The following is a 12,624-nucleotide window of genomic DNA, read 5'->3' on the forward strand; positions in this document are numbered from 1 at the left end:
TTTTGCTCCTGATACTTTGAGCACTATGAAGGCGCGGCCTTAGTTAGTTAATTCGACACCTCTTCAAAAGGTGATACACCGTCTCCTACCTGTAAATCAAAAGCGACGAGGTATATCTCGGCAATATAACTCTTCAGTTTCGCCACATCAAAGAGGAGGCTACTCTAATGTGGCTCTTTTGCTTTTTGTGCTAAAGCTATCAAACGCAGGGCTTCAGTGTTTATTTGGTCGCAAGCCTGTCTAAGGGATCGGAGTTTGCTTTTAAGTTCGGCGTGGATACACGCCGTAGGCAATGCCTCTAGCTCTTGTGAGACGTCGGCCCCAATTGAAATATGTGGCCGTTTCCAAAATGTTGGGTGGATGTGGACAGAGCCCGTAGTTTGCACCTTGATGTTCATCGGCGACCTCTTTCAGTTTCAAGCAGCGCGCACGTTTGCTAGGAAGGTTTCCATTTCGTGGTGGAGCCGCTCCGACTGTTGAGCTAACTCGCTTGAAGATGCGAGAACCTGAGACGCCGCCGCTCCAGTTTGTTCGGTGCCTTGAGCAACGCCAGCGATGTTCGCCGTCACTTCTTGCGCGCCGAGCGAGGCTTGAGCGACTGCCTTAACAATCTCACTTGTCGCTGCCGATTGCTGCTCAACAGCAGCCGCAATCGCCGAATTTGTTGAGCTCAATGCCCTAATAGTTTCGGATACGTTCTGGAAGTTTTCACTCGCAAGAGCGGTGGTTTCCTGAATCTTGGTAATCTTATCCGAAATTTCGCTGGTGGCTCGCGTCGTCTGCCCAGCCAGTGCCTTAACCTCAGACGCGACCACCGCGAAACCCTTTCCTGCCTCTCCCGCACGGGCAGACTCGATGGTGGCGTTCAAGGCAAGCAGATTGGTTTGACTGGCCAGCCCGGCGATCAGGTCAACAACGCCCCCAATAGACGCGGCCATCGCGTTGAGTTCCGAAATAACAGATGTGGCTTTGTCGGCCTCAGCTACAGCCTTTTGCGACATTGTAGCCGAGCTGGAGACCTGCCGCCCGATCTCGCCTACAGACGCACCAAGTTCTTCAGCTGCAGAGGCCACAGAGGTCACATTAGTACCAGCTTCCTCGGCTGCAGCAGACACCGCGGTGGACTGATGCGAGGTCTCTGTGGCCGTTGCTGTCAACTGCGTAGCCGCGGCCTGCATTTCGGTTGCTGCTGAGGAAACCATGGAGACCACGATACCAACTGACTTTTCAAAATCATCGGCGAGTTTCAGCATAGCGTCGCGTCTTACGAGCTCCGCCTGCACGCGAAGCGCTTCCGTTTCTTCTCGCAGCCGCTTCGCCTCCGTTAAACCTTCGCGAAATACAAGAAGAGTAGACGCAATAAGCCCAATCTCATTCTTTTCGGTCGTGTGTGAAACTTGAGTCTCGAGATTTCCCTCGGAAATCTTTTTCATCGCCTCCGTTACATTAGAAAGTGGTGAAATCACCTTGGCCAACACGGTCCAAATCGCTGCAACTGAGAGAAGCCCGCCTAAGGCAGCGGCTGTGAAGAGGATTGATTTTGCCTGATCTACTGTCTCCTGGGCATCCGACCTGCTTTTGTCAGCCCCCTCACGGTTCATCTTTACGAGGCTCCGGGTAGTCGCAGACAGTGTGTCAAACGAAGCATTCATAGGCCCCCGGAAAAGAGCAGATGCTTCAGCGTTCTGGTTGTTTCGCGACAATGTGAAAAGCCGCTCGTGCAGTGACAAATATTTCGCCAGCTTAGCTCGAAAATCCTTGTAGAGGCGCTCTTCTTCTCCAGACGAAATCAATTTCTCGTACTTAGCCTGGTTACCCTTCAACTCGACCAAAACAGCATCGAATTTCGCTTCGGCCGCCGCCATGTCCTGTGTGGTAACAGACATGACATGACTGCCTTCCGCGATCCGCATATCAGATGCGTTTGTATTGATCGCATTTATTGTGTCGACCGATGGAAGCCAGTTATTGGCCAATTCGCGGGTGTCGTGGTTTGCTGCCTCAAGCTCCACTAGCGCGAGAGCAGCTAATCCGATTAGGGTCACGGTCAGTAGACCAACTAAGCCCAGAAGCATTTTTTTTATGTTGAGTGACATAGAACCCTCCTCGGTGGGTCTCAATACTCTGGCAGACTTTTTAGGCTGCCCTTACGATGTTTTCCGCCTCGGACGAAGCAATTTGCATGTTTCTCGCCATGTCTTGGGACGTGACACTTTGTTCCTCGACTGCACCTGCGGTAAATAATACCTGCTCCTGAACGTTAGAAACGGTGCGTCTGATCATGTTCAATGCTTCCACGACGGCGGATGAACTCGCTCGGACTCCGCTTATTTCGGAACTGATTTGCTCGGTCGCTTTCCGAGCCTGCGTCGCCAAGTTTTTCACCTCGGTTGCAACCACGGCAAATCCTCTCCCTGCCTCACCTGCACGAGCGGATTCGATAGTGGCGTTTAGTGCCAAGAGATTGATTTGACTTGTAATATTGCTGATGAGTTCGACAATTCCATCCATCTGCCCTGCCGCTGACGCCAGCTGACGCGCACTTTCGTCTGCATCAGTCACGCATTGGTTCGCTTGATCCGCTGCCGCCTTAGTCTGCGTCATTGTGTCCGCAATGGATCGACCCGTTGCGGCCATTTCCTCAACGGCCGCAGAAAGGTCCTGAAGTGAATGAGACAGCTCAGTCGTTCGGTTGAGTGCGATCCGCCTCGCCGTCACGTCGGTGGCAAATTTCACGATCTTGTAAGGGCGCCCGTCAATATCGAGAATAGCATTGTATGTCGCCTGTATATACACTGTGCGGCCACCTTTTGCGTGGCGATGAAACTCACCTGCAACAAACTCCCCCCTTGCCAGCTTTTCCCAAAATTGCCGGTAGTCGTCACTTTGGGCAAATTCCTCATCAACAAACATCCGATGATGTTTCCCGCAAATTTCATCATGCCGGTACCCCATCGTCTTCAGAAAATTGTCATTCGCTTTAAGGATAGTACCGTCAAGGGCGAACTCGATAACCGCTTGCGCCCGGGATATTGCCTCCAGTTGCCCAAGATTGTCAGCGTCTTTCTGGGCCTGAGTTGTTATATCGGTTGCAAACTTCACAATCTTAACTGGTCGACCATCAACACCGAAAACAGGATTGTATGATGCCTGAATTACAACTTCACGACCGCCCTTAGCAATGCGTTTAAACCGTGTGGAGATGTATTCACCCGACCGAAGACGTTTCCAGAAAGCTTCATATTCAGGGGACTTTTGTTCACGTTCATCCACGAACATACGATGATGGCGGCCTACGATCTCTTCGAGGCTGTAGCCCAGCACACTCAGGAAATTTGCATTCGCCGTCAGGATGGTTCCATCGAGTGCGAACTCGATCATGGCCTGTGATCGCGAAATCGCGGACACCTTACTTTCGAGATCAAGGTCTTTGAGTTTACGTTGCGTCACATCTGCGGCGACTTTAATCACTTTGTAAGGTCGGCCGGCTTTGTCCAGGACGGGGTTGTAAACGGCCTCAAGGTATACGTCTCGGCCATCTTTTGCTCTACGGCGAAACTCTCCTTTTTTTGGGATACCAGACTTGAGGTCTTTCCAAAAGGCTAGGTAGGCAGGGGTGGAGACCTCGTCTGGGGTCAAAAACATCGAGTGATGTTTTCCAATAACCTCCGAAAGGGAATAGCCGACCGTAGCCAGGAAGTTCGCGTTAGCAGCCAAGATACGACCATCAAGATCAAACTCGATAACGGCTTGGGTGGCTTCTATGGCCCTTAATAGTCCTTCAGGGTCTTGGCCGTTTGAATGCTTTATCTGCCAAAATTCGAATGCAACCATAACACACCTCTACCATCAAGGATTACAGTGTTATGCAGATGCGTTTCCAAGGGGTTAATTCAGACACAACCCTCAAGAGAATGGGAATATTCGCCAATACCTACAACGATAGGACTTTTTGAATAAAAACGCGCTCAACAGCACTCATACATCGACCCACTCGCCTGTAAATTTAACGTGATCACATCGATTCTGCGCGATTTATACCCGGACGTCCTCAAATGCCCGCCAATCGGGTTGGGCTTTACAACGCAACTTTTAATTAACGAAGTATTTTAAAAAAATTGAAATGCCGACTCACATATCATCGTTATTCAGTGAGTGAGGGCAAAAAGATGCCTGGTGTAAACAGAGACTACTTACATACAGCCGAAAAAGGGGAGGACCTCATACTGGATATTCCCAGGGAGGACTCCGCTTACATCGTTGAACGGTTACGCGAGACCCGCGCGGCAGAGCTGCGACGGGCGTTTGTCATTGATCTCGCAACACTTTGCGACGTTTTGAATGAAAAGTGGGATCGTAAACAGCCTTTTGTAGTTGATCTCCTGATTACAACCTTCAAAAAGAAACATCCCGAACCAAATTGGTGCCTTCCGTTATCAGAGCACTTGTTTTTATGCGTGATACCGACCCTCGGCGAAAATGCCGGAGCCCGTGCTACGGCCGACCTGCGTCAAGCTGTTGTGGACCATTTCGTGGGCAGTGTTGATGAGCCCCCCAGGCTGTATTCGGTGACGGTATCCGACACGGACCGTCTCTATCTTCATCCGATGACGCCCTTTGAATTTTACGATGTCAGCGACAGCAGTGAGACTTCTCAACACGGCGGTGCGCAAAATTTTACAGATTCAACCGCGGTTAGAACCCACAAACACGCTGCTTTGTGGAAAGTGGCGGAGACCCCTTATCGCATACTTTGCACACTTGAGCCTCTTTTCGAGATGCGTAAATTGACGATGATAGGTCATAGGCTCAAGCTCACCGTCATACCCCATGATAGCAACTGCGCTATTGACCGAAAGGAGTTAGCAAACCTCGACTGGTCGATACGTGAGCGCATCGACATCGCGAACGTGCAGTTAGGCGTAAGTCAGCTCCGGGCAAAAGCGCCTGACCAACGACGTATGGTCATGGTTGTCCCAGCCTCCTTTTCGACGTTTTCAAGCACTCGTGGACGCACCAGGTTGATTGCAGAAGTTTCCAACGGTTGTAAGGAGCTTGGGATTAGATGCATTTTCGAAGTTAAAGACATCGACGGCGTACCGACGGGTCGGATGTCAGAGATTGTTGCTTTGCTGCGACCGTTCTCAATGACCTGCATCGGCAGCGTCAAAGCTAATCCCAAATCTATATCGGGCGTTAAGGATTGCGGCCTCGGCGGCGTAAGCCTCTGTATTGACGCAGGTCAAACCGACGACACTGAACTTGAGAGCCAGTTGTCACTCCTAAGCGCAGCAGCGAGGATCAGTGCGGGTGCCTGTATGGTGGAGGGATTTCAGTCTCTTCGACAGCTGGCAGTCGCCAAAGTCGCGGGAATAAGTCACGCGAGCTTACAGGCAGAGGGAATGTGAGCTCTTAAGGAAAGCGAGAGAACAAAATGCCAAATGATATCGTTCATACTTGTCTGATCGTCGACGACAGCCGAACAGTTCGAAAATATGCGAGATCAATTCTCGAACACCTGGCATTCGAGGTGAGCGAGGCGCGCAATGGTGCACATGCTCTACTTTTGTGCGAACGCAATATGCCCGACGCCATTCTGCTAGATTGGAACATGCCTGTTATGGACGGCCTGACGTTTCTGAAGGAGTTGAGAGGACTAGGTTCGATCAAACAACCACGCGTGGTCTTTTGTACGACGGAAGGGGACATGGTACACGTAAGCGACGCCCTTTGCGAAGGCGCGGATGAGTACATAATAAAGCCTTTTGACGATGCAACAGTGGCGCACAAATTCCGACAAATCGGCTTAGTTTAGGCGCTATCCTCCAATGGCGATCAATAGCGAGGCCGACGGTACCTTTATCGAAATATTCGTCCTAAACGTCACAAGAAACTTTTAGACCCGCTGATGTAACGGTTATGTCAAAAATCAACTATGGTGCGTGAAAGTTCGCAAACCTTATCCTTGATTTGCACCCCAAAGTCGCGTGGCCAGAGACGCTTTTTTCCCTCTCGGGAGACCTGAACTAACAGCGCGTTTGAGAGTTCAATTTCTAGCTTGCGTCCTTTTTTATGAATTTTAGTGACGGCCATTCGTGCAACTCACTAAGACCTATGCACCGGAACGCCAACGACGCCCTGCATCGCAGCAACGGCATCTGAGAACCGCATCAAGACCATTTGCGATCCGGCAGACATACATGCCCGTGCGCGAAGGGCGAAACCCTTCGACGGGCGCCACCATCCAGATCGCCGCCTCAAAGAAGCTGGTCTTCCAACCGGGCAAGGCCGTCAAGGATCGCCTGAACGCGTAGCCCCACCTCCAAACGGCAAAAGCCCCGGGATGTTCACGGGGCTTTTCATAGGCATTGGCACGAGGGATGCCGCAAGACGGGCCCTCGAAACGATGCTCTAAGGCCTACGCCTTCGCCCGACGCGCAGGCTTTGCTGCCACCTGAGACGCCGACTTGCGTCCCCCTTGTCCGAGTCCTATCTGCTTGGCCAGATTGGATCGGGCCTCGGCATAGGCCGGAGCGACCATAGGGTAGTCTTTGGGAAGGTTCCACTTGGCTCGATATTCGTCGGGGGTCAGGTTGTATTTCGAGGCCAGATGGCGCTTCAAGGATTTGAAGCGACGACCATCTTCCAGACAGATAATGTAATCCGCACCAACCGACTTTTTTATGGAGACGGCGGGTACCTTGATTTCAGGTTCGGGAACGGGAGCAGATGCCAGACCGTTTAAAGCGACCGAGACGCTGTGTATCAGCTGCGGCAACTCGGCCGCAGGCACAGAATTATTGCTTACATAGGCCGTGACGATTTCAACGACGAGATTGGTCGTATCTGCTTTTTGTTCCAATGTCTGTTGCCTTATACCGTCTTCAAGACGATTACTGTTAAAGGAGAGGTCAGTTACCTCTATCCTTTAGCCCGCTCTTCGTCAAAAGTCATGTTTGACGCGTCAGGTCCTCTGGCAAACGCGCCATCCTAGACCTGGATCCGCACGACAATCAGATCAACGAGGTTGGCGCTCATGGCGGACGGGTGTGCGCGTGACCGAAAGCCCCGGCCTTGCGCGAACTGCTCGAGTTCTCGGGCCTGTCGGCTCCAGGTCGAAAGATCGCTGCGGCCATCAAAGAGACAGCTGTAATCGCCCGGATCACCCGACGCGATCGCTTCGCGTAACGCCTGAAGCGTCACTTCCTTGACGCGGGTCTGCATGGTCATGGGTCACTGCCTCTCCGCTTACAGTGTGCCACAGCTGCAAGCGCGCGGCCACAAGGATCGTCCACCACAGGAGCGGGTTAATCGATTTCGAGGCCCCGCGCCCGGCAGATGGTCCAGTTAATCCCCCCTTCGCGCATCAGACCCGAGACTTCCTGCCCGATGTGTTTGTCGAGAACGGGCCGCCACGGCACAAGGGCGAAGTCTTTGGCCCGTTCGACCACGGCGTATTTCTCCGATTCCGTCGCGATGATTTCCCGCAGCCGTCCCTCCACCAGGCCGCCTCTCGGTACGGTACGACAGCTCTTTCCGGTGTTGGCCTCCAGACCCACGGCGACTTCGGTCATTTCCCGCTGATGCAAGGTCTTGAGAACAGACCGGTCCAGGGTCTCAGCCCCCGGACCCGTGACCGGCATCCAGAGCCCCTCCTCCAACAGCCATTGACGGCGCGCCTGCAAGGCGACGCGAAGCGCTTCTCCAAAGCCGGTGCGCGCACACTCAGTAGACGGGCCGGCAACCCACTGACGGTCAAGCCAGGTCACGCCCTTATAGCTGACCAGTTTATCGAGGGTACGCGACGCCTGTACCGTGATCGAAACCGGCAAGCGCGCTACGTCTTTGCGCTCATAGGCCAGAGCCTTATCGAGGTAGTCAGGATCTATACGGAACCGACCGTCGGGCAACCGGTCGATAGCCCCAGTCGTGCGGCGGATCGCCTCAAGACGCCGGGCGTGGGTTTCGGCGAAAGGACGACGGGCGGTGGGATCGAACATCAGGTGTATCTCAATGGTGTAGTAACCGCCATTGGCTTGCGCCACCGTGAGCACCGTTCGATCGACCTCCCGGATTTCCGGCCGGCGTGGCGTCACCTGAAGGACCGCCTCTTTGGGCAGTGCCTCTGTCGCGGCGCCCTGCCCTATATCGACGAAATGCGTCCGGCCATCCATGCCTTCCAGTATGACGTAGTGGCGATCGCTTTGCTCCTCGAGGATCCCGCGCTCAATCAGGCGACCGGTCAGTGCGCCCACGGGTACGGGTGAGGGTGCCGATGGCAGATGCATCTGCGCTTCAGACAGCGTCGCCTCTAACCCGCGGTCTGTCAGGGCGCGGTGCAGGGTTTTGATAATATCTCCCCGCTCTCCCATCTGGCGCAGCGTCGTCTCCATTTCAGGGTCGAGCCGCCATCGCCCGCCGGATGCTTTTTCGGCCAGACCCAGCGCTTGCAGTTTGACCAGCCGTCCCGCGCGGGCAGCGCTCATCGCCGGATCGCTATGACCGGCCACAACATGCCCCTGATCGTCGGCCTCGCGGCGAAGCTGACGATCGATGGAGGTCAGGCGTTCCTGACTGACTTCGGCCTGCAGGGCCAGGGCGATTTCCCGCTCCGAGCGGGGTCCCAGATCGAGGCTGACCTGGGCCTGCACCCGCTCGCGAAACCCTTCGCTCAGATATTCGCGGGCGATCACCAGATCCTTGCCGCGATCATCGCGGCCGCGAAGCACTATATGGGTGTGCGGATGGCCGGTGTTAAAATGATCAACGGCCGCCCAGTCGAGCCTCGTTCCCAGATCGGCTTCCATCTGTTGCATGACCTTACGGGTCAGCGGTTTGAGGTCGTCATAGAGGTGGGCGTCTTCTGGCGCGACGATGAAGCGAAACTGATGGCGATCCCCGTCGCAGCGTCCCATGAAATCAGAGGCCTCTATGCGGTCGGCCTGCGGGCCGTAGAGGACGCCGCGCGCACCCTCGCGGGTGACGCCGTCGCGCTGAAGATAGGCGAGGTGTGCGGCCGCGGCGCGAAGGCCTTTCCCGGCCAGGCGAACAAACCGTGCCTTGACCACCACACGCCGGGCCGTTCGGCCTCGCGTGGCACTGGCGGTCAGGAGCCGCCCGACGCCGGCGCCACGGCCATAGGTTCCACTGGATTTTGTGGCCGATTTTCCTGCCCGCTTGAAGCCACCGGCGCGCTGAACCGCCCCGATGACGCAGGATCGGAACGACTTGGGCGCTTTCGCCGTTATGGACCGCATCCGCCCGAGTCTCGGTTCAAACCGTTCTTCAGAGGTCATGTTTGAGAGACTCCTCACCCAATGAAATCAATCCCTTGCGCAACGACCATCTCTCCCTTTAGCCCCCTTATCTCCCGAATTTCCGATGTGCAGACAAAGACTTACCGTCACGAAGAGACGGTCTTTTATCTTGCCCGAAACCCACCCGTCCCTCGCCGAACCTCGTCCGATCTCGCCCCGTCACGGTCCCAAGCCCTTTCCACCTTCGGCGGTGCGTTTGATCGCGAAGAGACCCCTGTCGGACGGGGTCAGGGAGGGACGTTCGGCGACCGATGGCTGGTTTTCCGGGACAAGCTTTTTGAGATAGGCGCGCGTTTCAGTGGGCAGGGTTTCGCCTTTCAGACTGGCCGCATAGCGCGCGGGTCCGGCATTATAGGCGGCAAACAAGCCGGGATACCCGAACTGATCGAACATGGCGCGCAAATAGGCGGTGCCGGCGAGAATGTTATCACGGGGATCATCCGGATCGGCCCCAAGGTTGTGGGCCAATCGCATATCGGACCACGTGCCGGGCATCAGTTGCATAAGGCCCATCGCGCCGGCTTTCGAGCGGATCGGTTGTCCGTTCAGGTGTGTGTGGCCGCCGCTTTCAGCCTGCATGACGCGATAAATCCAGTCCTCGGGCACGCCGAAGCGCTGAGAGGCCTCACGCACGGGTTCAGCCCAACGGACCAGCGCGGGCGAGGTTTGCGCGTGGCTCTCTCCCGCCGACAAAAGGACGCCCAGCGCGCTGAGGACCGATTTCCAGCGGATCATAGGGGCCGCGCCTTTCCGATAACATGGTCGAGGCCGACCGGTCCAAAATAGCGGCTGTCAAAGGAGTCAGGGGCACCTGGGTTGAGAAGAAACACCTCATCAGAATGCAACCGCCGACAGCCCCGCCACCACGGCAAGGGCCGGTCCAGGCGATCCCGCAGACGGCGTGTCGCCACCTGTTTTCCGTTGATCCGAATGTCGGCGTCCATGGCACAGACCGCGTCTCCGCCAATCGCCGCCAGGTGTTTGAGCACGGGAACCGTTGCAGGCACATAGCGCCTTACATCAGCCAGTTCACGGGCGGCCTGAGGCAGGCGCGCGACCACCAGATCACCCGTCTCCAGCTCTCGGACGGGTGCGACGAAATAGAGGCCGATCGGCACACTGGGACTGGCGTTGTAGATCAGCGAGGGCGGAGTCTGTCGTTGCGTAGAGAGCCCCAAAACGACCAGAGCCGCGACGCTCAGACCCGTGACACGCCATCGACTGCGGCTTGACCTCATCGAAATCTTGGGAGCTGCCATCACACCCGCGCCTCAACAGGCACGTCGGTTTGGCCAGAGGCGCGCGACCAGCCGTCGATGTCGTCGATATGGTAGCGGACATAGCGGCCATGGCGGCGATAGGCGGGCCCCTGCCCTTCGGCGCGAAACTTTTCGAGGGTGCGGCGTGACAGCCCCATATAGTGGGCGGCCTGATCGGTATTGAGAAACGGGCTGCCTTTTTTGGCGCTGGCAGCCCGCGCGTTTTCATCGGACATGGGATCGTTTCCTTGCGATAGAACGGTAAAACCACAGCGGTTTCGCCCCAAGGATGCGGCCCCGTAAGGGGTGTCGGGAGTGTCGAAATCCCCTCCCCGCCGATCAGACTCCCCTCTGCCCAGCGGTCTCCATTGCCTCTCTCTTGACCCCGCGAGCCAGGCCGCAGGCATGGCGAGCCGCGGCCTTCGACACCCGCGGGACCCGGCAATAAGAGAGGGACCGCGCAGCCAATGTGACCGCGCGGCGGGGGCGCGTCAGAGGGCAGCGGCCATCAGTTTTCGGGCCTTGGTTTCGAGGTCCAGACGGGCGTCCTGATGCGGTTTTGAGCGCGGCAGAGCGGTCAGGCCTTGCACAAAATCGAAGACGCTTTCGGGCTTTTTGCCTTCTTCATTGAGCACGGTTTCGATGATTTTGGCCGTTTCGGGTTTCGAGAAGCCGCGCTTTTTCAGGAAGTCTTCGCGGTCTTCATCGGTCTTTGCGACCACGGTTTCGCGCGCGGCCCTGATGCCTTCAATGAAGGCTGCGGGCGAGGAATTGGCAAACTTTGTAAGCGCCGGGGCGGCCTCCCACGCAAAGCGGCTGGCGGCATTTTTGCTGTGGCGGATGCTGATTTCCTGAAAGTTTTCGACGCCCCAGAGATTGCGGTTCTGGCACACGGCACGCAGATAAAACGAGGCAATCCCGAGCGTTTTTGAGCCCACTTCGGAATTCCACGCATAAAAGCCCCGGAAATATAGATCGGGCTCGCCATTAGGCAGACGCCCGGCTTCGATGGGGTGGGTGTCGTCGACGAGGAACAAAAACACGTCACGATCTGAGGCATAAAGCGTCGTGGTTTCCTTGGTCACATCGACAAAGGGATTGTGGGTCATGGTGCCCCAGTCCAGCACCCCGGGGACCTTCCAGCGCGTATCGCCCAGACCATTTCCGGCGATCTTTTGCACGGCCTGCACCAGTTCGTAATCCCAGATGCGGCCATAGTCAGGGCCGGTGACCGCGCGCAATTCAAGTCCGCCGGTGTCGGTCTCAAGTGTTTTGATCAGTTCGGCGCGGTGGTTCAGCAGACCATGCTGCAGGTTAATGGCGGCCAGAGGGGCCGGGAGCTGGCGCAGATAGCCCGACGGTGCGCCAACCAGCCCGCACAACTGACCAAATGACCAGTGGGTGGGGGCCGTCGGGGTGTCGCGTCCGGGGCAGACCAGCCGCAGGCTCTCAACGTCGTCGCGCTCGGCGATAACGCGCACGGCGTCTGAGGCGACAGTGCGCACATGGGCGGTGTCGCGGCGTTGGCGGGTATGGGCAAAGAGGTCATCGAGGCTTAGAAACCGCTGATCGTCAGGCCGTGAAAACCACTGACCAGAGACGCGGCTATTGACGGTGCCGCGATAGGGATTGACCTTGAAGGCTTGGGTGACGGGGGCTTCGGTGGGGGTATCGTTCATCATGGAAAAGTCTCCTTTGGGCTTGGGTTGCAGCGCCTTTACCGCGCTGAAACCCTGCCCCTCGGCGAGAGCGGGGTCGCAACGGTCAGGGGCGATGGCGGCGGTGGGGGATCACCCAACCTGCACGCAGGCGAAGCCAAGGAAGGTTGGGGAGACCGCTGCCATCGGGACCGAAGGGACACCCCCTTGACCGGCGCGAGGGCGGAGCCCTTAGCTCTTTTCCTAAACAGCGCCCTCACGCCCTTGTGTGTGGTCAGACCGCCCGCCTTCCTTTAGCGTCATCCTCGTCACCGGCCCCATCCCCCCCCTCGATTCCGGTGACCCGAGCGGCCCCTTTGACCGGGGCCGCTCCCTCTTCCCTCTCCTGAG

Annotated in this window: 11 protein-coding genes and 1 pseudogene; 3 read left to right on the forward strand and 9 right to left on the reverse strand. The window is 56.5% G+C overall.

The annotated features are described in order from the left end of the window. Positions 1-416: 416 nt before the first annotated feature. Positions 417-2,096: a methyl-accepting chemotaxis protein gene (locus PQU94_RS04215; protein ID WP_272740248.1), complete on the reverse strand. Its 1,680-nt coding sequence runs from the start codon at positions 2,094-2,096 to the stop codon at positions 417-419. A gap of 40 nt (positions 2,097-2,136) precedes the next feature. Next, positions 2,137-3,834 carry a methyl-accepting chemotaxis protein gene (locus tag PQU94_RS04220; RefSeq protein ID WP_272740249.1) on the reverse strand — a complete coding sequence of 566 codons (1,698 nt, stop codon included), beginning with the start codon at positions 3,832-3,834 and terminating at the stop codon, positions 2,137-2,139. Positions 3,835-4,169: 335 nt separating this feature from the next. Between PQU94_RS04220 and PQU94_RS04225 the strand changes: the two genes are divergently transcribed. From PQU94_RS04225 to PQU94_RS04235, 3 genes and pseudogenes are all read left to right on the forward strand, one after another. Beyond that, positions 4,170-5,408 carry a hypothetical protein gene (locus PQU94_RS04225; protein ID WP_272740250.1) on the forward strand — a complete coding sequence of 413 codons (1,239 nt, stop codon included), beginning with the start codon at positions 4,170-4,172 and terminating at the stop codon, positions 5,406-5,408. 26 nt (positions 5,409-5,434) lie between these two features. After that, positions 5,435-5,815: a response regulator gene (locus PQU94_RS04230; RefSeq protein ID WP_272740251.1), complete on the forward strand. Its 381-nt coding sequence runs from the start codon at positions 5,435-5,437 to the stop codon at positions 5,813-5,815. Positions 5,816-6,203: 388 nt separating this feature from the next. Further along, positions 6,204-6,314: pseudogene (locus PQU94_RS04235) on the forward strand (HU family DNA-binding protein); the annotation flags it as partial. A gap of 104 nt (positions 6,315-6,418) precedes the next feature. Here the strand turns inward: PQU94_RS04235 and PQU94_RS04240 are convergent. The 7 genes from PQU94_RS04240 to PQU94_RS04270 all read right to left on the reverse strand — a co-directional run bounded on the left by PQU94_RS04240 (position 6,419) and on the right by PQU94_RS04270 (position 12,258). Further along, the gene (locus tag PQU94_RS04240; protein WP_272740252.1) at positions 6,419-6,862 is read right to left on the reverse strand and encodes a Ros/MucR family transcriptional regulator; all 444 of its coding nucleotides are present in this window, start codon (positions 6,860-6,862) and stop codon (positions 6,419-6,421) included. A gap of 128 nt (positions 6,863-6,990) precedes the next feature. Then, positions 6,991-7,230, reverse strand: coding sequence for a hypothetical protein (locus tag PQU94_RS04245; protein WP_272740253.1), 240 nt, complete (start codon positions 7,228-7,230; stop codon positions 6,991-6,993). Positions 7,231-7,307: 77 nt separating this feature from the next. After that, positions 7,308-9,296 carry a relaxase/mobilization nuclease RlxS gene (rlxS, locus tag PQU94_RS04250; RefSeq protein ID WP_272740254.1) on the reverse strand — a complete coding sequence of 663 codons (1,989 nt, stop codon included), beginning with the start codon at positions 9,294-9,296 and terminating at the stop codon, positions 7,308-7,310. Positions 9,297-9,476: 180 nt separating this feature from the next. Next, positions 9,477-10,052, reverse strand: a complete 576-nt coding sequence (locus PQU94_RS04255; protein ID WP_272740255.1) for a lytic transglycosylase domain-containing protein — start codon at positions 10,050-10,052, stop codon at positions 9,477-9,479. Next, positions 10,049-10,555, reverse strand: coding sequence for a S26 family signal peptidase (locus PQU94_RS04260; RefSeq protein ID WP_272740256.1), 507 nt, complete (start codon positions 10,553-10,555; stop codon positions 10,049-10,051). Before PQU94_RS04260 ends, PQU94_RS04255 begins: the two co-directional genes overlap by 4 nt. A 20-nt stretch (positions 10,556-10,575) precedes the next feature. After that, positions 10,576-10,812 carry a helix-turn-helix transcriptional regulator gene (locus PQU94_RS04265; RefSeq protein WP_272740257.1) on the reverse strand — a complete coding sequence of 79 codons (237 nt, stop codon included), beginning with the start codon at positions 10,810-10,812 and terminating at the stop codon, positions 10,576-10,578. Positions 10,813-11,067: 255 nt separating this feature from the next. After that, a complete protein-coding gene (locus PQU94_RS04270) occupies positions 11,068-12,258 on the reverse strand; it encodes a DUF932 domain-containing protein (RefSeq protein ID WP_272740258.1) in 1,191 nt (396 codons plus the stop codon). Positions 12,259-12,624 lie beyond the last annotated feature (366 nt).

It is taken from the genome of Asticcacaulis currens, from assembly GCF_028550395.1.
In the GTDB taxonomy this organism is placed as follows: Bacteria; Pseudomonadota; Alphaproteobacteria; order Caulobacterales; family Caulobacteraceae; genus Asticcacaulis; species Asticcacaulis currens.

Excerpts from the sequence above, each read along its gene's own strand:
- PQU94_RS04215 (WP_272740248.1), bottom strand. The coding sequence starts at position 2,096 with ATGTCACTCAACATAAAAAAAATGCTTCTGGGCTTAGTTGGTCTACTG.
- PQU94_RS04220 (WP_272740249.1), bottom strand. The coding sequence starts at position 3,834 with ATGGTTGCATTCGAATTTTGGCAGATAAAGCATTCAAACGGCCAAGAC.
- PQU94_RS04225 (WP_272740250.1), top strand. The coding sequence starts at position 4,170 with ATGCCTGGTGTAAACAGAGACTACTTACATACAGCCGAAAAAGGGGAG.
- PQU94_RS04230 (WP_272740251.1), top strand. The coding sequence starts at position 5,435 with ATGCCAAATGATATCGTTCATACTTGTCTGATCGTCGACGACAGCCGA.
- PQU94_RS04245 (WP_272740253.1), bottom strand. The coding sequence starts at position 7,230 with ATGACCATGCAGACCCGCGTCAAGGAAGTGACGCTTCAGGCGTTACGC.
- rlxS (WP_272740254.1), bottom strand. The coding sequence starts at position 9,296 with ATGACCTCTGAAGAACGGTTTGAACCGAGACTCGGGCGGATGCGGTCC.
- PQU94_RS04255 (WP_272740255.1), bottom strand. The coding sequence starts at position 10,052 with ATGATCCGCTGGAAATCGGTCCTCAGCGCGCTGGGCGTCCTTTTGTCG.
- PQU94_RS04260 (WP_272740256.1), bottom strand. The coding sequence starts at position 10,555 with ATGAGGTCAAGCCGCAGTCGATGGCGTGTCACGGGTCTGAGCGTCGCG.
- PQU94_RS04265 (WP_272740257.1), bottom strand. The coding sequence starts at position 10,812 with ATGTCCGATGAAAACGCGCGGGCTGCCAGCGCCAAAAAAGGCAGCCCG.
- PQU94_RS04270 (WP_272740258.1), bottom strand. The coding sequence starts at position 12,258 with ATGATGAACGATACCCCCACCGAAGCCCCCGTCACCCAAGCCTTCAAG.